Below are 21283 nucleotides of genomic sequence, written 5' to 3' on the forward strand. Positions count from 1 at the left end.
GGCACCCGGTGGCGCGCCGCCCGGCACGGCGCGGACCACCGCGTCCCGACGGCGGCGTCCGGGTCGTGCTCCCGGTCCGGCGGCCGCCGGACGGAGGGCGCGGAAGGCGCGGACGTTGCGCCGCACAGGCCACCCCCTGCCGGCACCGGCCATCGCGGATGCGCGGCCGTTCCCCCGATCCCGGACGGCCGGCTGAAGGGGAGAACCCGCACGAGGTCCTACTCGTCGAGTTCGGCACGTACGCGACGTGACGGGCTGAAGGCGTAGAGGTCGAGGATGCCGGGTGGTTCGGTGAGGCCGGGGCCGCCGCCCTCGATCCAGGCGGCGATGTCGGCGGTGGCGTCCGAGTCGTTGACCAGGCCGAGCCACACCGGGCGCCCGCCGGCTCTGCGGCCGGCAGGGGAGGGCTGGACCACGACCACGTTGGCGCGCTCGCACGCGTCCAGGCAGTCGGTGACCCGCACGGTCGCCGTCCCTTCCAGCGCCTGCCGCAGCTCGCGGAGTTGGGCGGCGTGGTCGAGGCCGGGAACCTTCGGCGTGCCGCAGCAGCAGCCGCGGCAGACGGTGACCAGGGGCCGTGCCGCTCCGGCCCCGGCTGGGGCGGGCGCGGCACGGCGGGAGCGTTTGCTCATGCGGCGCCTCCTCGGACGGGGTTGTGCCAGGCCGTTTCACGCAGCAGGCGCAGGCCGTTCAGGCCGACGACAACGGTAGAGCCTTCATGGCCGGCGACACCGAGCGGCAGGGGCAGGGTGGCGAGGAGGTCCCAGGCCACCAGGGCGGTGATGAACACGGAAGCGATGACGAGGTTCTGGACGACCAGGCACCGTGCGGCCCGGGAGAGGGCGACGACCTTGGGGATGGTGGCGAGTTCGTCGCGGACGACGACGGCGTCGGCTGTCTCCAGGGCGAGATCGGAACCCGCCTTGCCCATGGCGATGCCCGAGTGCCCGGCGGCCAGCGCGGGGGCGTCATTGACGCCGTCGCCGACGACGAGCACCCGGCGGCCCTCGGCCTCCCATTCCCTGACCGCGGCGACCTTGTCCTGGGGCAGCAGTCCGGCGCGGACGTCGGTGATGCCGACCTGGTCGGCCAGGTGCCGGGCGGCGCGTTCGTTGTCGCCGGTCAGCAGGACCGGGGTGCGGCCGGTCAGCGCGGTGAGGGCGGCGACCGTGACGGCGGCGTCCGGGCGGAGCCGGTCGGCGATGCCGATCACCCCGGCCGGGATCCCGTCGCGCAGGACCAGGACCGCGGTCCGCCCGGCGCCCTCCAGGTCCGCCGTGAGATCGCGCACGGTCGGGCCGGGCTCGGGCAGGAGGCGGGCGGGCGAACCGACCCGGACGGTGCGGCCGTCGACGGTGGCGCTCACACCCCGGCCGGGGGCGGAGGCGAAGTCCAGCGCCTCCGGCACCGGCAGACGGCGTACGCGTGCGGCGTCGACGACCGCGCGGGCGAGCGGGTGCTCGCTGGCGTGCTCCGCCGCCGCGGCCAGCGCCAGCAGCGTGTCGTCGGTCAGGCCGGTGCCCGGCAGGGGGCGGACGTCGGTGACGCGCGGGGTGCCCTCCGTCAGGGTGCCGGTCTTGTCCAGGACGGCGGCGTCGACCTGTCCGAGGCGTTCCATCACGACCGCGGATTTCGCGAGGACTCCGTGGCGGCCGGCGTTGGCGATCGCGGACAGCAGCGGGGGCATCGTGGAGAGCACCACCGCGCACGGGGAGGCGACGATCATGAAGGTCATCGCCCGGAGCAGGGCGGGCTGAAGGGTGGAGCCGAGGGCGAGCGGGATCGCGAAGACGGCCAGGGTGACGAGGACCATGCCGATCGAGTACCGCTGTTCGATCTTCTCGATGAAGAGCTGAGCGGGGGCCTTGGTCTCGGAGGCCTCCTCGACCAACTTCACGATCCGCGCGATCACCGAATCCGAAGGGTCCCGCTCGACCCGGACGCGCAGGGCACCGGTGCCGTTGACGGTGCCGGCGAACACCTCGTCCCCGCCCCGCTTGGCCACCGGCAGCGGCTCCCCGGTGATCGTGGCCTGGTCGACCTCGCTCGCTCCGTCGAGGACCTGGCCATCGGCGGCGACCCGCTCCCCGGGCCGTACCAGGATCGTGTCCCCGACCTTCAGTGCCTCGGCCGGGACCGTCTCCTCGCCGCCGTCGGGCAGGAGCCGGGTCCCGGTCGACGGGGCGAGATCGAGCAGGCCGCGCACGGAGTCCGCGGTGCGGGCGGTGGCGACGGCCTCCAGGGCGCCGGAGGTCGCGAAGATGACGATCAGGAGCGCCCCGTCGAGGACCTGGCCGATGGCGGCCGCACCGAGCGCGGCGACGACCATCAGCAGATCCACGTCCAAGGTCCTGTCCCCGAGAGCCCTCAGGCCCTCCCGTCCCGGCTCCCAGCCACCGGTGACGTAGACGGCGGCGTACAGCGGAGCCCACAGCCAGAGCGGGGCGCCGAGGAGATGGAGCGGGAGGGCGGCCAGGAACAGGACCAGCGCGGCCAGCGCCCGCCGGGCCTCCGGCAGCGCCAGCACCCGCGTACGGCTCGGCGCGGGTGCCCGACGCGGGTCGGCGGCGGCAGGCGCGGGCCGCTGGTCCAGGACAGAAGGCACGGCAGGACAACCCTTCACCAGCGGACGGGGCAATGCTCCCACCATACAGGAACGCCTGAATAGGTCTTCATGTGTCATGGGTATGATGACCGCATGGGCCACGGAACCGACACCGCCACCACCCGCGAGCGCCTCGACGCCGTCGGCACCGCCGATGTCGCCGCCACCCTCCAGGCCCTCGCCACCCCCTCGCGGCTGTACATTTTGGCCCGGCTCCAGGAGGGGCCCTGTTCGGTCGGCGACCTCGCCGACGCCGTCGGGATGGAAGCCTCCGCCTGCTCCCACCAGTTGCGCCTCCTGCGCAACCTCGGACTGGTCACCGGCGAGCGCCACGGGCGCTCGATCGTCTACGCCCTCTACGACAACCACGTCGCCGAACTCCTCGACCAGGCCCTCTACCACGTGGAGCACCTGCGGCTCGGGGTCCGCGACGTCCCCGCCGACCTGCCCGCGACCGCCGCCGCGGACTGAGGCGGGCGACCTGCCTCCGCCGGCACGCGACGAGGTCTCAGCCGGTCGGCGCACCGCCCGACGCCCCGGCCCGGTACACCTCGCTGACGTTCGGGCGCGCTGCCGGACGGTGCCGGGCGGCGGGGCCCCGCGCGAAGGCCCGCAGGGCGTTCTCCGTCGTGCGCGTCACGAAGGCGCGGGTACGGGCGTCCATCCCGTGGTCGCGGCCTCCGTCGGGGGTGCCGGCCATGAGGGCCTCCACCCAGCGCATCGTGCCGGTGGCGAACACGCCCGCGCCGCTCGGGACCGTGTAGTAGGCCGAGTCGCTGTGGCTGCGGCGGCCACCGCACACCAGGGGAGAGTGGGCCGTTATCTCCAGTCGCCCGGGGACGGGCGCAGCGGGTGTGACCCGGTCGTACTCGACGCCGACCAGGTGGTCGAAGCCGTCGCCGGGCCGTACGCCCGTTCCCTCGTACAGCCAGTGGTCCGCCGCGTGGACGACGTACGGCGCGTCCGTCGGGAAGCCCTCGTAGAGCACCCCTGTGAGCGACGACTCGGGCTCCGGCGCCGGAGCCTGGCGGAAGTCGGTGGTCGCCAGCGCGGGCCGGGTGGAGTAGCAGGGGTCGGCCCGGACGGAGGTCTTGTAACAGACCACCGTGCGGTCCGGCCGCGTCTCCCCGTGCTCGAGCCGGATCCGGCGGAAACAGGTGTTGGCGCCGAGGAAGACCACGTTGGTGCCGGCGTCGCGGGCCCGCGTGACATGCCGGCGCTGCTCGGAGGTCCAGTACTCGTCGTGCCCCAGACAGACGACGGAGGCCGCGCCCCGCAGGACCTCCGGGTCGCGGTGCACATCCGTCCCGGTGGTGTAGGCGAGGGGTATGCCGAGCCGTTCCGCCAGGACCACCGCCGCCCGTTCGTACACCATGAACTTCTCCGCGCCGCCGGCGTCGTAGGGCCGGTCGAAGCTGACGGCCAGGGAACGGGTGGCGTACGCGCCTGACGCACCGGCGTAGAGGCTGTAGCCGCCCCACCGGTTGTAGGCCTGCCAGGTGGCCGGGGCGTGGATCAGGACCGTCCGGCCCGTGCCCTGCGTGGAGCGCACGATCAGCGGGATGTAGCGCTGGTGGCCGCTGTCCGCCTCCAGCCGCAGCAGGTACGCGCCCTCCGGCCAGCCGGCCGTGCCGAACGTGAGCGTGCGCGGCCAGTCCGCGCGCACGGTGCGGGTGCCCGCCAGGAAGCGGGGTTCCGGCTGGACGCGGCCCCGTACGCGCTCCGAGGCCCACACGAGCCGGGCCCCGGCCCCGCCGTACCAGCCGACGCGGAAGGCCGAGACCCGGAAGGACGACGCGGTCGTCGAGACGTGCAGACCGCACTCCTCGCCCGGCACCACGCTCACCCGGTCCGCGTAGCCGGCGACGGCCGGGGCGGGACCCTGGGAAGTGATACGCCAGTCGGGTGTCCCCGGCCGGTCCCGTTCCACTTCGGGCCGGTGGGAAACGGCCGCCCGCTGGGGGCGGCGCGGGGGAGCGGCAGCGTCGCACGCGGCGGCCGTCACCGAGCCGAACCCGAGCCCGGCGCACGCCCCGAGGAAGCGCCTGCGCACCAACCGCCGTGCGGGTGCCGTCCCCTCGTCCGGCATCCCTTGCCGGCCAGGACCCATGCCCATATCGCCTCCCGTGCCTGCGCCTCGCGTCACCCGCTCTCCCGGCCAAGGTGACACAGCCACGCGGGCCGCGCGCCCTGCTGCTCCCGGCCGCCGGGCGTCATGGGGGGCGCGGGCCGCAGTGCCCGGCCTGGTCCAGGGCGGCGACGCCGGTGCCGGGCAGGTCGCCCCGGCCCCGGTGACTGTCCGCCAACCCCGCCCCGGCCCTGACCGCCCTGGTCTGCGGGACCGGTACCGGGCGACGACTACGGAACGCGCCCCATCTCCGCCGTGAAGAGCACCGGATCGCTGTCGAAGCCCCGGATCATCTCGCGCAGCTCCCACGCGCCGGATGCGTTCCTGGTGAACTCGGCGACCGTCGCGGCCGTGGCGTCGCCGACCTGTGCGAAGTCGTCCGCCAGCAGTTGCCGGTACCCCTCGACGACGACCACCCCGGCGTTGGACATGTCACCGAACGTACGGGGGCCGCCGTCCTGGTGGATGGCCACCCCGGCCACCACCCGCCCGTAGGCGGACGACAGCCGCTCGAACTCCAGCTCCATCACCTCGACGAAGCCGAAGCCCATACCGGTCTCGCTGTGCCGGCTCATGTTGATGGTGCCGTCCGGCGACCTGCTGCCGTGGTGCACGACGTACGCCGGCCGCCCGTAGAGGTCGTCCACCGGGTACGTCGCCGCGATGATGTCGAGGTGCCGGGGCGGCTCCCCGTACGGACTCGGGTCCCACCGGAGCCGCACCTCGACCCTGCCCAGCCCCTCACCGACACCAGTCACCTTGCCGCTCCCCCCGCAGAACCGCCGCGGGACGTTCCCGCTCAGTCAAGTATGTGTCCGCGACGGTCCTTTGAAGCGTCTTCGGCGCTCTTCCCTTCACCGCCCGGTCCCGCCACGCCGATCGGGTGGGGCCCGCCTCCGCCGTACCGCGGTCGCTGCTGCCTCAGCCGAGGAACCAGGCCCTGACGGCCAGGACGGCCAGGACGAGCAGAAGGGGGCCCAGAGGACGGCCGCGGTCGCCCTGTTCCGCCCCGGGCCCGTCCGCGTAGGTGCGATCCGCTGTGAACCGGCCGACGAGGACCGGTGCACGGGCGGCTCTGTCATCGCCCGGGTGCCCGTTGCCGGTGACGGGCGGCGACGCGTGCGCGGGCGGCTGCCCAGCCGAAGGCCGGCGCCACGAGGACGCAGGAGGTGGCGACCACCGCCACCGACCAGCTACCGGGCAGTTCCACCCGCGCGACGATGACCGCCAGGACCGGCGCGGTGATGAGCGCGAGTTCCGGCAGCCGGACGAGCCTCAGCTGCGGCGCCCGGATCGGACGTGGCGGAACGGACGGTGGTGTCAGGGGGAGACGAAAGGGACAGCACCGTGGCGGCGTTGGCGTCGGCTGTACTCGGTGATGGCCTGCCACAGGTCACGCCGGTCGACATCGGGCCAGTAGCCGGGCGTGAAGTACAGCTCGGCGTAGATGGTGTGCCAGGGGAGGAAGTTGGAGGTGCGCTGTTCGTTGCCGGTGCGCCAGAGCAGGTCGACGTCTGGCATGTCGGGGTGGGGCAGGTGGCGGGCGAAGTCACTCTCACCGATGAGGTGGGGGTCGATGTCGCCGGCGTGGATTGCCTGGGCGAGGGCTGCGGCAGTGCGGGTGATTTCGTCGCGGCCGCCGTAGTTGATGCAGACGGTGAGGGTGAGGCCGGTGCGGTTGCGGGTGCGGTGCTCCTCACGCAGGAGGGCCTGGACGAGTTCGGCGGGCAGTTTGCCGGGGTGGCCCAACCAGCGCTGGCGTACGTCGAGGTCACGGATGGGTCCCTCGTCGAGGTCGCGTCGGATCGCTTCCAGGATCGTGGAGATCTCCTCGGTGTCGCGTTTCCAGTTCTCGGTGGAGAACGCGTAGAGGGTCAGGTGGCGCAGGCCGATCTCCAGGGCGCCGTAGACCATCTCGTGGGCGGCGGCGCTGCCGGCGCGGTGGCCTTCCGGGCGGGGCAGGCCGCGCTGCTCGGCCCAGCGGCCGTTGCCGTCCATGATGACCGCCACATGGGCGGGCATCCGGTCTGCCGCGATCTGCGGGGGCCGCACGCCGTCACGGTGCGGTGGCGGAGGCCGCAGGGCGGTGTCGCCGGCTGCCGGGCTCGGCTCGCTCGCGGCCACGGTGGGTCGTCGGGGGCCGGGCACGGTCAGGGGCGTCAGGCTCCAGGCCAGTTTCGAGCGGATACGGGCGGGGGCGAGGATGCGGGTGCGGACCGCGGCAGATGGGCGCGGGGCGTGCGTGAGCAGGGCGTGGCCGGCCGCGTCGACGGCATCGAGCTGGGCGCGCATCAGGCAGGCGGCCGTGTTGAGCACGGTGGCAGCGCCCGGGTGCATACCTCTGGTCATTGCGGGCCCGGTCACCCATTGACGGGCCAGACCCGTCAGCTCCCGGACCAAAGCCGCTGCGGCCGGACTCCAGCTCCCTCGCCGCAGGTCGTCCTCGGCGCCGGGGAAGGCGTCCAGGGCCTCCTGCGGCAGGAGCAGGTCACCCTGGGCGAGGTCGGCGCTCAGGTCGGTGAGGATGTCGGTGAGCTGGGCGCCGTCAATGAACCGCTTGTAGTCCTGCTGCCGGTCCAACCGGAGCGTCATCGGCGCTCCGGCCCGTTCGAACAGGTGCCGTACCTGGTCGACCCAGGGTGTGATTCCCCCGTTGCACCAGGCCCGCCACGCGGCCCAGTCGGCGAAATGCCGGCCTCGGACGTCGTCGCGTGTGAGTGTCATGGCGCCTTGGAGGCTGGACAGCTCCAGACGCCATCGCAGTGCGGTGTCCACCAGGGCGTGGCGGACCGGATCCCCGCTCGTGCCGGCCGCCAGGTCGCACTGCAGGGCTTGGGTCCACGCTTGGACGCGGGATTCCCGTTCGGCCTGTTGGGCGTCTCGCTGGTCGGCGAGGTCGTCCAGGACGCTCGCTGCCGCCCACAAGGCCCAGCAGGGCGGGCGCAGCACGGCCGGCATCAGCTGGATGAGGGCGTAGATCCCAGGATCGTGCACTCGTGTGGTGCGTCGGCACAACCGGTACGCCGCCCGCAGAGACGGGTCTTCGCCGGTGGGCGAGCGGTGGGCGGGTCGCCCACGTGGTGCCGGCAGAGCAGCGTCGCGATGTGCCGTGGTGGAGTACGTGGTGGTGCGCATGTCGGGAGCCGGGACCTCAGTGTGCTTCCGTGTCGGACGCCGTGGCCGATGGTGTGGCGGCTCGGCGCGGTGCGGGAAGGCCGCTCCTGCTGCTTCCTGGTCCGGGCAGCAGACCCTGGGCTGTCGATGGCAGGCGATTGCGGGTGCTGCGGTGGAAGCCCAGCAGGGCGAGAAGGGCGGCGCCTGCGAACCAGGTGAGCTGGATGGCCAGATGCCCGGGTACCGGGCTGGTGGAGAAGCCCGCCGCCGTACTGGCCTGCATGGCCCCGTACGAGGGCAGGTAGCGCATGACCGGGTTGTCGGCCCCGGAACTCGTGATGGGGTTCTGCAGGGCGAGATCGATGATGCTGGTCATCACGATGGCGAACATCCCCTCGACCTCCCGGCGTAGCAGGGACCCGAAGACGACTCCCAGAGCGCCGTAAGTGAGTCCGGCGCAGAACAGGGAGGCGGCGAGCAGGAGAGGCTGGCGGGGGTTCCAGGCCAGGCAGATGACCGCGGTGGCGTAAGCGGCCACCGCCGCCGAGACCAGAGCCAGAGCGGTGACTTTCGCCAGGACGAGGTGGGCGCGGGGGTAACCGGCCATCGCCAGGCGGCGGTCGAAGCCGCTGCCGGAGAAGGTGGCGGCGAACATCATGAAACCGGTGATCAGGGTGACGGCGTTGAGCGCTCCGCTGATTGCGGTCAGTTCATTGCCATGCGGTGCCAATGCTTCCCCGGTGGCGCGAAGCCGCATCCGGGCCGGGGTGTCGGGCATCGCGAGGTACGCCAGGGAGGTCCACACCGGGACGAACAGGATCACCAGAATCATGGCGAACCGGTTGCGGCCGTGTTCGATGAGCGTGAACCGGGTGGCGACAGCGAAGCGGGGCAGGTGAAACCTCACGAGGCGGCCCCCGCCTTGTCCGCGCGCAGCATTCCGCTGTCCAGGCGCCACAGCTCGTCCAGGCGCTCGGTGTCGTACGCGAGGTGGGAGACGACCAGGACCGAGCGTCCCGCGTCCCGCAGCCGCGCGGCCAGATCCCAGAACCGCTGGTAGGTGTCCCAGTCGAAACCCTGATACGGCTCGTCCAGCAACAGGACCTGCGGATCGTGCATGAGCGCCAGCGTCACGTTCATCTTCTGCCGCGTGCCGCCGCTGAGAACCCCGGCCCGCTCATCGGCGTACCCGGTGAAGCCCAGCACGTCCATGATCTCTTCGGCGTACCGCACATCGGTGAGCCCGTAGGCCCTCTGGAAGAACGTCAGGTGCTGCCGGACGGTCAGGGCGTCGTTGAGGACTACATGCTGCGGGCAGTAGCCGAACCGGCCCTTGTGCCGGACCGAGCCACGGGTGGGCCGCAACTCGCCGGACAGGACTTTGAGCAGCGTGGACTTGCCGGCGCCGTTCTCCCCGACGATCCCGCACAGCGTCCCGGCCCGGAGCCGCAGGTCAACACCGCGCAAGACCACACGCCGACGGTAGGCGTGATAGACGCCTCGGACCTCCACGCCCGCCTCCTCCTATCGGCTTGACACGACCGTGCCCGAACGGCCTAACGATCGAAAGGCGGAACAGACACGAGCCTCACGTCTCCGGCGCAGCCGTTTGATCGCAGCCCGCGCCCAGCCCACCCCAAGATCACGCGTGGGAGGAAGCTGAACCACACCGCGCCCCGCAACCAGCTGCTCCAAAACTTCCTGTGACGGACCACTTCTCGCGGGAACAACTTGCCGCCCGACCTGTGTGGCGCTTGCCAACTGCAAAGCGTCACGACTCGCTGGCCTGGACAGCGCGCCCCCGACGCTCGCCAGCAAGGCTGCGTGGCCACCACCGCACGGAGCGGCATCGCCGCACCGCCGGTCCGGCGTCGCCGCGCCGGCACCCGTCCGGTCGCGCCCGCCCCCGCCTGCATGATCCATGTCACATAAAGATCGTGTGAGGCCCGGGCAACTCTTCGGGGTGCCCGTGGGTCATGTGTGCGAACACATCGGTCCCTCCTGTCCCTGAGGTTCGCATGAAGCTTCGCCGTTCCCTGGCCCTGGCCGCCGCGACAGCCGCCATCGCCCCGGCTGTCCTGCTGGCGGCCCCGGCCGCCTACGCGTCGGATGACAACAGCCCGTCGCCCACCGTCACCGAGACGGCCCCTACCGAGGAGGAGTCCGCGCCCGCGGCCGACGACACCACCCCGGCCACCGGCGAGACGACCCCGTCCGGGGAGGAGTCCACGCCCGCGACGGACGACGCCCCGGGGACCGGCACGTCCAGCCCGACCGCCTCCGAGGCGGCCGCACCCAGCGCTTCGGCCTCGGTATCGGCCTCCCCCTCGACTTCGGGCTCTCCCTCAGCCTCCCCCTCGGCCTCGGCCTCTCCCTCCGGGTTCCCCACCGAGTGCGCCGACGATGACGAGCCGAGGGCCGACAACGACCTGCACACCACCCTCTCCGGCCTGCCGTCGAAGATCGTGGCGGGCAGTGGCTTCCACGACTTCGAGCTGAACGTCAGCAACAGCGGCACTCACGCCTACCAGCGCGTCGACCTGGGTGTGTTCACCGCCCAGATGGACGAGAAGAACTACTTCGTCGACACCACCCACCTCGTCCTCCAGTACAAGGACCCGTCCTCCGGCAAGTGGGTCGACATCTCCCTGGACGAGAACGACGAGGGCGCCGGCTACCTGGGTTACACCGACGTCAAGGCCAAGGAGTCCTTCTCCATCGACCTGCGCCTGGCCGTGGACAAGACCGCCCCGGCCGGCCTCGGTTACGCGGTCAGCATCGGCATGTACGCCGACGACGCGGGCAACTGCGTCTTCTCCGGCGACGACAGCTTCTACGAGTTCGACATCCTCAAGGCCGGCTCCGCCCCCAGCGACCCCGGCGACGCCAAGCCGCAGGGCGGCAACAAGCCGCTGCCGCACAAGCCCGCGGGCGACAACAGGATCGAACCCCAGGGCCACCTCGCCCAGACCGGCTCGAACTCCGCCCTCCCGGCCATCGCCCTCACGGGCGGCGCCGCCGTGGCGGTCGGCGCGGGCGCGGTGTTCCTCGTGCGGCGACGCAAGGCCTCCAACTCCGACACCGCCGCCTGACCGACGGCATGCTGCGGGCGAGCGAGCCGCAGCCTGCGGTGATCAGGGGCGCGGCCTCTTCGGCACGGGCGGGACATGCGCCGAAGGGGCGGCGGGTGTGGGGAAGAGGGGCCGCCCCTCGGGTGGTGCACCGGGGCGGGCCGTGAACCGCGGTACCGGCACGATCCCGGGTCGTGAGCCGATCGTCACGGCCGGACAGAGGCCTGACGCCTCCTTGCGTGCAGCACCGCGCATCCGGCGCCGCACACGGTGGCCCGGCACCGCCCGACTGCCCGGCAGGCGGAGCGGGTTTCGTCTCCGTCGGCATCCGGTGACGAGGCGGAGCGCAGACCTCGCCGCCGGGCCGGACGTCGTTCGCGCCGGCCCGGCATGGTGGGCAGTGGTCGGTCAGAGGTCGAACTCGTGCGGCGGCAGGTCGAGCGTGAAGCAGGCTTCGCGGACCACGGCCTGCTCGGTCTTGTCGAAGTCGCCGTCGGCGCCGCCGATGACGATGCCGATCTGGATGACAGCGCGGGCCTCGGCCGGCTTCTTCTTCGCCTTGGCGATCTCCTGTAGCACGCTGACCTTGCCGAAGGCGAAGTCGGCGGTCAGCTTGTCCAGGTTGTTCTCGAAGCGGCGCCGCAAGTCGTCCGCGGGGAAGTTCTGGAGCACCTCGTTGCTGGCGATCAGCTGGGCAACGCGCTGCCGCTCGGATGGATCGACGGTGCCGTCGGCCGCCGCGACCAGCGCGCACATCGCCATGCTCGCGTCGCGGAAGGCGCCGCTCTTCAGGTCGTTCTTCTTCGCTATGAGCTGGGTCTGCATCGTCGACGCGGACTCCTTGAAGCGGTCCCACAGGGCCATGCGAACTCCGTAAGGGTTGTGAGGTGTGCCCGGCCGGGGGAGCGGCCGGAGCAGCAGCCCCTTCTGCAACAACGAGAAACTGACAGGAAGGGGCATTGAGCCAGGGCTCTTCCCCCTCCTGTCTACGAACGACGCCCCCTCGACGTTCCGGCTCAGCCTTCTTCTTCGTCGCCGCTGTGAAGAAGTTGCCGACGGCGTCGAAGACTTCGCCTTCCACCACGCCACCGACGACATCAGCGGCCGGCCCGACGGCGCCCGTCGCGATGGCGGTACCCGTGCCGGGGCTCCGGCAGCCGGCACGCGTCGCGGCATGCGAGCTGCCCGGGGTCCGGCGCCGGAACCGGCTGGCCGCGGCCAGGGCGAGGACGCCGGCGGCCCACCGGATGGCTGGGGAGAACCCTTGGACCCTCACCGGGAGTCGGAGCAGGTGTCCGACTGCGTGTGTGGTGGCGCCGCGGGCATGGCCGGTGGCGTAGCCGTGAGTGACGAGGCGGAGCAGTCGGCTTAAGTGAAGGCTAAAGAAAAGGGGGTTCACCTTCTTGACCGAGTCGTGAGGGCCGGGCATGGTTCCGGAGAGCGCTCTCCCATGCGTTCCGCCCCGACCTCGCTCCCTGGGAGACGACCAGCGGCCCCGTGCACCCACTCCCTCCGGGCCGGCCGAGCCCGCCCCGCACACCGGCCCTAAGGGGCCGCACCCGCACCGACCCGTCAGGAGGATCCGTGTCCAGTCCACCTCCCACGATCACCCCCCTCCCACGCCGCGCCGGCGTTTCCCTTCTCGTGCTCGGCGCACTTGTCGCGTCCTCGCTCACCGTCGCCCTCGCGCCGAGCGCGCACGCGGCCGGCGCCCTGCTGTCCCAGGGCAGGGCCGCCACCGCCTCCTCGCAGGAAGGAGCCGGCTACTCGGCCGCCGCCGCGGTGGACGGCGACCTGACCGGAACCCGGTGGGCCAGCCAGTGGAGCGACCAGCAGTGGCTCCAGGTCGACCTCGGCCAGACGTCGAACCTCGACCGCGTCGTCCTGACCTGGGAATCGGCCTACGGCAAGGACTACGAGATCCAGGCGTCCGACAACGGAACCGACTGGCACACCCTGAAGACGGTGACCGGCGGCGACGGCGGGACCGACGACCTCACCGTCTCCGGAACCGGCCGCTACGTCCGCATGCAGGGCCTGGCCCGGTCCGGCGGATACGGGTACTCGCTGTGGGAGTTCCAGGTCTACGGTTCCGCCGGCGGCACCACCCCGCCGCCCCCGGGCGGCACCGTCAAGATCGAGGGCACCCAGGGCAACTGGCGCCTGACGGCGGGCGGCCAGCCGTACACCGTCAAGGGCGTCACCTGGGGGCCGGCGGCCTCCGACGGTCCCACGTACCTGCCGGACGTCAAGGCCATGGGGGCCAACACGATCCGCACCTGGGGCACCGACGCCTCCACCAAGCCGCTCCTGGACGCAGCGGCGGCCAACGGCATCCGCGTCATCAACGGTTTCTGGCTCCAGCCCGGCGGCGGCCCGGGCGCCGGTGGCTGCGTCGACTACGTCACCGACACGACGTACAAGAACAACTCGCTGACCGAGTTCGCCAAGTGGGTGGAGGCCTACAAGAGCCATCCGGCGACGCTGATGTGGAACGTGGGCAACGAGTCTGTCCTCGGACTGCAGAACTGCTACAGCGGCAGCGAACTGGAGGCCCAGCGCAACGCCTACACCAGCTTCGTCAACGATGTCGCGAAGAAGATCCACGGCATCGACCCCGACCACCCGGTCACCTCCACCGACGCGTGGACCGGCGCCTGGCCGTACTACAAGCGCAACGCACCCGACCTCGACCTGTACGCGATGAACTCCTACAACAACGTGTGCAAGGTCCGCCAGGACTGGATCGACGGCGGTTACACCAAGCCCTACATCATCACCGAGACCGGTCCGGCCGGCGAGTGGGAGGTGCCCGACGACGCCAACGGCATCCCCGACGAACCGACCGACGTGCAGAAGGCGGACGGCTACACCAGGGCCTGGAACTGCGTCACCGGCCACCAGGGCGTGGCCCTGGGCGCCACCCTCTTCCACTACGGCACCGAACACGACTTCGGCGGCGTCTGGTTCAACCTCGTGCCCGGCGGGCTGAAGCGGCTGTCGTACTACGCCGTCAAGAAGGCGTACACCGGCTCGACGGCCGGCGGCAACACCCCTCCCGTCATCAGCAACATGACCGTCAACCCCGCATCCTCCGCCCCTGCCGGCGGCGAGTTCACCTTGCACGCCGACGTCCGCGACCCCGACGGCGACCCCATCACGTACAAGGTCTTCCTCAGCGGCAACTACGCGAGCGGCGACAAGAGCCTCGTCCCGGCGCAGTGGCGCTCCACCGGCAGCGGGGACTTCGCCGTCACCGCGCCCCGGAAGCTCGGCGTGTGGAAGGTCTACGTCCAGGCCGAGGACGGCCACGGCAACGCCGGCATCGAGACCAGGTCCGTCAAGGTCGTCGCCCCGCCGGTCAGCGGGACCGACCTGGCGCTGAACCGGCCCGCGACCGCATCCTCCTCCCAGCAGTCCTACGGCGACTGCCCCTGCACCCCGGCACTGGCCGTCGACGGCCGCCCCGAGACCCGCTGGGCCAGCGACTGGAGCGACCCGCAGTGGTTCCAGGTGGACCTCGGCGCGTCCAAGGCCCTGCGCAAGCTCCAGCTCGTCTGGGACCCGGCCTACGCCAAGTCCTACGAGGTGCAGGTCTCCGACGACGGCGGCAACTGGCGTTCGGTGTACTCCACGACCGCCGGCGACGGTGACGTCGACACCCTCGACGTCTCGGCCTCCGCCCGCTACGTGCGCCTGCAGCTGACGGCGCGCGGCACGAGCTACGGCTACTCCCTGCACGAGCTGGGGATCTACAGCTGACGGCTGAGCCCCGGACGGCGCGGCGGAACCCGCACGCGTTCCGCCTCCACCGCACCGATCGCACCACCCGCGCGACGCACACCCGCGCGCGGGCGCCCTTCCCACCCCCCATGGGCAGGAGACCCCCATGAGATCGAGTCCGGAACGACTCCCCGCACTCCTCCTCGGCACCGCACTGCTCGCCAGCGTCCTCGGCGTGGGCACCATCGCCGCCGCCGGCACCGGCGTCACGGCGTCCGCCACCGTCGCCCACACCGGGCACACGATGGCCGTGTCCACCCAGGCGTCCGCCGACGACCCGGACGGCGACGGCTACATACCGGCCGTTCCCCAGGTCACCGGTGTCACGCCGTCCACGGCCACGCCGCCGCCGCGCTACTTCCACGAGTTCCAGGCGAACTGCTCGGTCACGCACACCGCCCCCGACGACCCCATCGTCTACCCGGGTCAGCCCGGCAGGTCCCACGACCACACCTTCATGGGCAACACCTCGACCGACGCGTACAGCACCACGGCCTCGCTCGACGGCGGCGCCACCACCTGCAAGGCGCCCGCCGACGCCTCCGCGTACTGGATGCCCTCGCTGTTCAAGGGCGACCAGAAGATCCTCCCCATCGGCCCGCAGACCATCTACTACAAGGCGGGCGTCACCGACTACACCAGCGTGCGCCCCTTCCCCAAGGGCCTGCGGTTCGTCGTGGGCAGCCCGATGCAGAGCGCCGACGAGTTCCGCCACCTCAAGGGGTTCGTCGAGGGCTGGGAGTGCGGTGACAGCTACTTCAACACCGACTTCCCCGCGACCTGCCCCGACCGGGCCGACGTCCAGCTCAACATCCGCTTCCAGGCCCCCAGTTGCTGGGACGGAAAGTACCTCGACACACCGGACCACCAGAGCCACATGGCCTACCCGGTCGTCAAGCCCGGCACCAACGACAACATGTGCCCCGCCGACCATCCGGTCGCCGTGCCGATGATCGAGTTCAAGATGGCGTTCCCGGTCAACGGCGACATGTCGCAGGTGCGCCTGGCCAGCGGCCGCGGCTACTCCTTCCACTACGACTTCTTCAACGGCTGGGAGGACCGCACGCTCAAGGCTCTGGTCGACCACTGCGTCGTGGGCGGCCTCCAGTGCGACGCCCGCGGGTACGACCAGACGCACCCGGAGGCGGGCGCGGCCCTGAACCAGGACTACCGGTTGCCCTGACCGGCGGCCCCGATCCGCTCGGCCCGGCCTGTCCCCGTGCGCACCGCGCGGGGACAGGCCGGGCCCTCGGGTGTGCCGGCCGGGCTGCGACAGCCCGCGGGCGGCTCTCCCGAGATGGTGCCGACGCACGCGCCGCAGCGTTGCCCGGCGCGCGACTTGAGGACACGTCAGGCTCCGTCGAGGAGCGTGCGTCCCAGCGGCGTGACGGTGTGGATGAGGTTCTTTCCCGAGTTGCGGCTGGTGGCGTTCCGCCATACGCCGAAATCCGCCCGCCCCGGGTCCGTCTGCGAACGGCAGATGCTGCAGACGATCTCCCACATGGCATCAGGACCGCGTGATATCCGTATTCTTTTCAGGTCGTCGGCAGTGAAGTACAGGCGTAGCGCGGCAACCCCGCCGTCGCAGAGACCGGCATGTGCTCGTGCTGGCGGAGGAACTGCATTTCGGCCGCGCAGCCGCACGGATGCTCATCGAGGTGCTCGGAGCCATGGGGAGGCTGCTTCGGGCGCCCGAGCAGCCTGCGTGCGCCGTAAGCGGCAGGCTGCGCGTCGGCTCCCCGTTGTCCTCCGGCTTCCAGGGCATCGAACTCGCCGCGGGATCGCGCGGCGCCTGTACCCACGTCCGGGGCTCGTCTGCGTGGACGCCCGGAGCTGGGCAACTCGGTGTCCTGCCTGGCATGGCTCCCGGCGAACCGGGACGTCCCCGCCGTGCGCGCACTGCGGGACGCGGCGGATGCCTCGGAAGTGCCCAGCAGGACAGAGGACGGTCCTGACGTTGTTCGACCGGATGCGCGATGGGGATGACAAGCATGTCAAGCGCACCGCCGGACGCATCAAACCCCAAGATTTGGTCAAGCTGCAGTGAGCCCCCGTGGGTTGACCCGTCATCAGGTCGCTCCAGGGGCCGCCTTGCATTTACGCGGTCTGCCACGGTTCGGTGTAGCGGTATCGCTACCCAGAGTGATGACATTACCTCCCGTGTGCCGGTATGTATTTGTAATCCGGACATTTCATCTGAAGCATGTCTATATCTGTAAAGCGATTGTAGGTTCCTCCCAATGTGAAAGCCGCATGGGCGCTCGCGTTCGTATGTTCGTTTGTATAGCGTGCTCTCGTTCTCGTTGATCGGACACCGATCGCTCTGTACGCGTGCGGCTGGGCTCGGCCGTGGCCTCTCGGCGGACGGGGCGTCCGCAGTGCGCCGCAAAATCGGAAAGTGATGACAGAGATAATTCACGGGGCATCAGGGGTCCGCGCTGCCCATGCTTCCACGGATGTCCGCTCAATAGCTTCCCCTTCGGAATATGTTCCGGACGGGATTTACCTCGATCTCTCGCAGGTCCTCGATCGTCGAGTGCATCTGAAGTGCGAGGGTCTCAACCTCGCCGGGTCCGTGAAGATCAAGGCTGCGGCTGAAATGGTCGATTCCGCGGAGCGGTCGGGGCTTCTCCAGCCGGGTGGGCGCATGGTCGAGTCGTCCTCGGGGAGCCTCGGGGTGGCGCTCGCCATGATCGCCGCCGATCGTGGGTACGGCTTCATCTGCGTCACCGACAACCGCTGCAACGAACGCAACCTGCGTCTCATGCGTGTGTACGGCGCTGACGTCGTCGTCATCGACGAGCCTGATCCCGTCGAGGGGCTGCTCGGTGCCCGCATCCGGTATGTCGCCGACCTCTGCGCACGTGAACCGGACGTGCTCTGGCTCAACCAGTACGCCAACGACAGCAATTGGCTCGCCCATTACAAGACCACCGGCCCGTCGATCGCGAAGGCCCACCCCGACGCGGAGATGGTGTTCATCGGAGCCGGTACCACCGGCACGCTCACGGGGTGCGCGCGCTACCTGAAGCAGGTGGGGCACCCGGCCAAGATCGTCGCCATCGACAGTGTCGGTTCCGTGACCTTCGGTGAGCCGCCCGGGCCGAGGCACATACCGGGAATCGGGACAGGGCGGCGCCCGGAGATCGTCGACGAGAGTGTCATCGACGAGATCATCATGGTTCCGGAAGTGGACACGATCCGCATGTGCCGGACCATGGCCGGACGAGGTTATCTCTTCGGTGGCTCCACGGGAACCGTTCTCGCGGGGATGATGCACCGCATTTCCACGGAAAGGGTCGACATGCCGGTCGTCGCGATCTCTCCTGATCTCGGTGAACGCTATCTCGATTCCATCTACGACGACGAATGGGTCAAGGACCGGTTCGATCTGGGTGGCGGCGCAGGACAGATCACTCGACGCCGTCCGGCGGTACAGGCGGTAGACAACCAGGTGGGTATCTGATGACCGAGCAGCACAACCTCATCGGGCTGTTCGAAGAGCAGGCGCAGCAGTCGCCGGACGCAACAGCGGTCGTCTTCGGTGACCACCGGCTGACCTACCGGGAACTGCGTGAAGAGGCCCATCGCGTGGCCGGACGCCTGCGCGGACTCGGGGTCGGCCGCGAGACACTCGTCGCCATGGCGTTTCCCCGGTCCGCGGACGCCGTGGTCTGCATGCTGGGGATCGTTCTGGCCGGCGGGGCCTACCTCCCCGTCAATCCGGACTTCCCCGCGGAGCGGCTCAACCGCGTACTCAGCGACGCGCGTACGCCCTTGGTGGTGTGCGCACCGGAAGCCGCCGGGGCGGTGCGCCACGCACTCCCCGAAGGCACCGCGCTGCGCACGCTCCCCGATCTGCTCGCCGATGACGCCGCGCCGACGGCCCACGAACCGCCCCGGATCCCGTCGGATGCGCTCGCCTACGTGATGTACACCTCCGGCAGCACCGGGCGCCCCAAGGGCGTCATGGTGGAACACCGCGGGGTGGTGCGCCTCGTCAAGGACACGGACTACTTCGCGTTCTCCCGGGACGAGCGTTTCCTGCTGACCGGAGCCCTCGAGTTCGACGCCTCGACCTTCGAGATCTGGGGCGCGCTCCTGAACGGGGCCGTCCTGCACATCGTCGGCCAGGAGACGCTGGTCGTCCCTCAGCGTCTGAAACTGGCGTTGCGGGAGGCCGGGACCACCGTCCTGTGGCTGACCGCGCCGCTGTTCCACCAACTCGTCGACGAGGACGTGTCGCTGTTCGAGGGCCTCGGCACGCTCCTCGTGGGAGGCGACACCCTCTCCTGTCCGCACGTGAACAGGGTGCTCGGCGCCTGCCCGGATCTGCGGGTCCTCAACTGCTACGGCCCTACGGAGAACACCACCTTCACGACCGTCTTCCCCGTCGACCGCGTCTACGAGTCGGCCATTCCCATCGGCCGTCCGGTCACCGGCACGACCACCCGCGTTCTCGACAGCGACCTGCGGCCCGTGCCGGCCGGACAGATCGGCGAACTGTTCACCGGCGGCCTGGGGCTGGCGCGCGGCTACCTGCACAACCCCGATGCCACGGCGAACAGTTTCCGCGTGCTCGACGGCGAGCGCTACTACCGCACCGGCGACCTGGTCAGCGCCGACCCCACGGGCGTGCTGTACTTCCACGGCCGTACCGACGACCAGGTGAAGATCCGCGGCCACCGGGTGGAGGTCAAGGAGGTCAACAGCGCCCTCCTGGACGTACCGGGCGTGCGCGACGCCCACACCGTCGTCCATGAGACCGGTACGGGCAAGCGGTTGACCGGCTACGCCGTCACGGACGCCGCCTGCGACGAGGACGGTGTCCTGAGGGAGCTGAGGCGTCGTCTGCCCGCCTACATGTGCCCGGACCGGATCGTGCGCGTACCCCGGCTGCCGCTCAACGCCAACGGCAAGGTCGACACCGCCCGGCTCCCCTCTCCGGCCGTCTCCGTCCGCCCCCGCTCCGGGCAGTTGAGCCCCGAGGAGGAGAAGCTGGCCGGTCTCTGGGCGGAGGTGCTGCACACCGAGCCCGAAGCGATCGGCCCGGACAGCGACTTCTTCGAACTCGGCGGCACGTCCATCACCGCCGGAGCCCTCATCGGAAGGATCGGGCGCGTTCTGGGCGCGGCGCTGAGTTTCCAGGAGCTCTTCGCCACGCGCACGCTGCGCGACATGGCTCGCGCCGTGGCGGACGGCGACGCCGGGGACTTCGCCCCCATCCCCGGTGTACCGGCCGGCGGTGACATTCCCCTGCATCCGCAACAGCGTGGTCTCTACGCCTTGTGGCAGGCCGACGAGGAGTCGCTCGCGTACAACATCCCGGCGCGTCTGGACGTGAGCGGGCAGCTGGACCCCGAGCGGTTGCGGGCCGCCCTGCACACGCTGACGGCGCGGCACGATGCTCTGCGCACACGGTTCGTCACCGAGTTGGACGCCCACGGCGCCCCCCGGGTCCGGCAGGACGTCCAGAGTGCGGTGACCGTGCCGCTCGACGTCCTGTCCAGATCGGAGGTTCCCACGGACGACGAAGTCGTCGCCCGGTTCGTCCGTCCCTTCGACCTCGGGACGGGCCCCTTGATACGCGCATCACTCGTCCAGGGAGAAGGCTGCGACGACCGCCTCTACCTGGATGTCCACCACATCGTCTTCGACGGTGTGTCGCTCGCTCTCCTCGTCGACGAGCTCTTCGACCTCTACGTCGGCGTCCAGCCCGAGGAACCGGCGACCGGCTACGCCGCGGCCGGCCGGTGGCTCGCCCGGGAGCTGGAGGAAGGCCGGTTCGCGCAGGACGATGCGTACTGGCTGGACACGTTGCGGGACGCTCCTCCACCGCTGGACCTGCCGACGGACCACCCTCGCCCCGCCATCCGCAGCTCTCGGGGTGCCGTCGTACGGCGCGAGCTGGGGACGGCGTGCCAGGATGCCGTCCGCCGGTGCGCCGCCGCTCACTCGGTCACCGACTTCTCCGTCCTGCTGATCGCCTACGCCACCGTACTGGCCCGGCTCAGCGGGCAGCGCGACCTTGTCGTCGGCTGCCCGATGAGCGGACGGGTGCATCCCGATGTCGACCGTGTGATCGGCATGTTCGTCAACACGGTGCCACTGCGCCTGCGGATCGACGACCGCACGACGCTGGGCGAGCTGCTGGGCCGAGCCGGCCGTGAACACCGCAACGCGCTCACCCACCAGGCCTACCCGTTCGAGCGGCTGGTCGAGAAGGTGGTGTCCCAGCGGGATCTGAGCCGCAACGCGCTGTTCGACGCGTTCTTCGCGCTGCAGAACATCGACTTCTACGCCTTCCGCAAGCACGGGCGCCGCGTCACGGTCTCGTTGCTGCATCCGGGAACCAGCCGCTTCGACCTGAACCTGCAGGCCTATCAGCGTCCTGACGGTCTGTGCCTCGAACTCGAATACTCCACCGCTCTGTTCACGCGGCAGTCCGCGCAATCACTGCTGGAACAGGTCGTGGCCGCCCTCGACGAGGTGCTGCACTTCCCCGGCCTGCCCGTTTTCCCGCCGACGCCCACGACGGCCCCGCCCGCCGCACCCGCCGCCGACTTCGCATTCTAGGAACCG

The 21283-nt window shown here is 70.8% G+C and carries 14 protein-coding genes; 6 read left to right on the forward strand and 8 right to left on the reverse strand.

Annotated elements, in window-relative coordinates; translation table 11 throughout:
- Positions 1–218: 218 nt before the first annotated feature.
- A complete protein-coding gene (locus ACGFT1_RS25380) occupies positions 219–632 on the reverse strand; it encodes a (2Fe-2S) ferredoxin domain-containing protein (RefSeq protein WP_373911274.1) in 414 nt (137 codons plus the stop codon).
- On the reverse strand, positions 629–2605 hold the full coding sequence (locus ACGFT1_RS25385) for a heavy metal translocating P-type ATPase (protein ID WP_373911275.1): 1977 nt from the start codon (positions 2603–2605) through the stop codon (positions 629–631). Before ACGFT1_RS25385 ends, ACGFT1_RS25380 begins: the two co-directional genes overlap by 4 nt.
- A 93-nt stretch (positions 2606–2698) precedes the next feature.
- Here ACGFT1_RS25385 and ACGFT1_RS25390 point away from each other — a divergent pair, with 93 nt between their 5' ends.
- The gene (locus ACGFT1_RS25390; RefSeq protein ID WP_373911276.1) at positions 2699–3076 is read left to right on the forward strand and encodes an ArsR/SmtB family transcription factor; all 378 of its coding nucleotides are present in this window, start codon (positions 2699–2701) and stop codon (positions 3074–3076) included.
- Positions 3077–3113: 37 nt separating this feature from the next.
- Here ACGFT1_RS25390 and ACGFT1_RS25395 read toward each other — a convergent pair whose 3' ends face one another.
- From ACGFT1_RS25395 to ACGFT1_RS25415, 5 genes are all read right to left on the reverse strand, one after another.
- Positions 3114–4715: a N,N-dimethylformamidase beta subunit family domain-containing protein gene (locus tag ACGFT1_RS25395; protein WP_373911297.1), complete on the reverse strand. Its 1602-nt coding sequence runs from the start codon at positions 4713–4715 to the stop codon at positions 3114–3116.
- Positions 4716–4963: 248 nt separating this feature from the next.
- Positions 4964–5491 carry a TerD family protein gene (locus ACGFT1_RS25400; protein WP_373911277.1) on the reverse strand — a complete coding sequence of 176 codons (528 nt, stop codon included), beginning with the start codon at positions 5489–5491 and terminating at the stop codon, positions 4964–4966.
- A 562-nt stretch (positions 5492–6053) separates the two neighbouring features.
- Entirely contained in the window at positions 6054–7727 is a 1674-nt protein-coding gene (gene uppS / locus ACGFT1_RS25405; RefSeq protein ID WP_373911278.1) for a polyprenyl diphosphate synthase, read from the reverse strand.
- A 157-nt stretch (positions 7728–7884) separates the two neighbouring features.
- Complete coding sequence (locus ACGFT1_RS25410) at positions 7885–8754, reverse strand: ABC transporter permease (RefSeq protein ID WP_373911279.1); 870 nt, start codon at positions 8752–8754, stop codon at positions 7885–7887.
- Positions 8751–9359, reverse strand: coding sequence for an ABC transporter ATP-binding protein (locus ACGFT1_RS25415; protein ID WP_373911280.1), 609 nt, complete (start codon positions 9357–9359; stop codon positions 8751–8753). The genes ACGFT1_RS25410 and ACGFT1_RS25415 overlap by 4 nt, the downstream gene beginning before the upstream one ends.
- Positions 9360–9865: 506 nt before the next feature.
- On the opposite strand from ACGFT1_RS25415, the gene ACGFT1_RS25420 reads away from it, so the two are divergent.
- The gene (locus tag ACGFT1_RS25420) at positions 9866–10939 is read left to right on the forward strand and encodes an LAETG motif-containing sortase-dependent surface protein (protein WP_373911281.1); all 1074 of its coding nucleotides are present in this window, start codon (positions 9866–9868) and stop codon (positions 10937–10939) included.
- A gap of 387 nt (positions 10940–11326) precedes the next feature.
- On the opposite strand, the gene ACGFT1_RS25425 is transcribed toward ACGFT1_RS25420, so the two are convergent.
- Positions 11327–11782 (reverse strand): tellurite resistance TerB family protein, encoded by a 456-nt coding sequence (locus tag ACGFT1_RS25425; protein WP_373911282.1) that lies wholly within the window; start codon positions 11780–11782, stop codon positions 11327–11329.
- 720 nt (positions 11783–12502) lie between these two features.
- Here ACGFT1_RS25425 and ACGFT1_RS25430 point away from each other — a divergent pair.
- From ACGFT1_RS25430 to ACGFT1_RS25445, 4 genes are all read left to right on the forward strand, one after another.
- A complete protein-coding gene (locus ACGFT1_RS25430; protein ID WP_373911283.1) occupies positions 12503–14680 on the forward strand; it encodes a discoidin domain-containing protein in 2178 nt (725 codons plus the stop codon).
- A 127-nt stretch (positions 14681–14807) separates the two neighbouring features.
- The gene (locus ACGFT1_RS25435) at positions 14808–15884 is read left to right on the forward strand and encodes a DUF1996 domain-containing protein (protein WP_373911284.1); all 1077 of its coding nucleotides are present in this window, start codon (positions 14808–14810) and stop codon (positions 15882–15884) included.
- A 1317-nt stretch (positions 15885–17201) separates the two neighbouring features.
- A complete protein-coding gene (gene sbnA / locus ACGFT1_RS25440) occupies positions 17202–18167 on the forward strand; it encodes a 2,3-diaminopropionate biosynthesis protein SbnA (protein ID WP_373911298.1) in 966 nt (321 codons plus the stop codon).
- Positions 18167–21277, forward strand: coding sequence for an amino acid adenylation domain-containing protein (locus ACGFT1_RS25445; protein ID WP_373911285.1), 3111 nt, complete (start codon positions 18167–18169; stop codon positions 21275–21277). The genes sbnA and ACGFT1_RS25445 overlap by 1 nt, the downstream gene beginning before the upstream one ends.
- Positions 21278–21283: the final 6 nt, after the last annotated feature.

Origin of the sequence: Streptomyces sp. Y20 (assembly GCF_043195475.1) — a bacterium.
Lineage (GTDB): Bacteria > Actinomycetota > Actinomycetes > Streptomycetales > Streptomycetaceae > Streptomyces.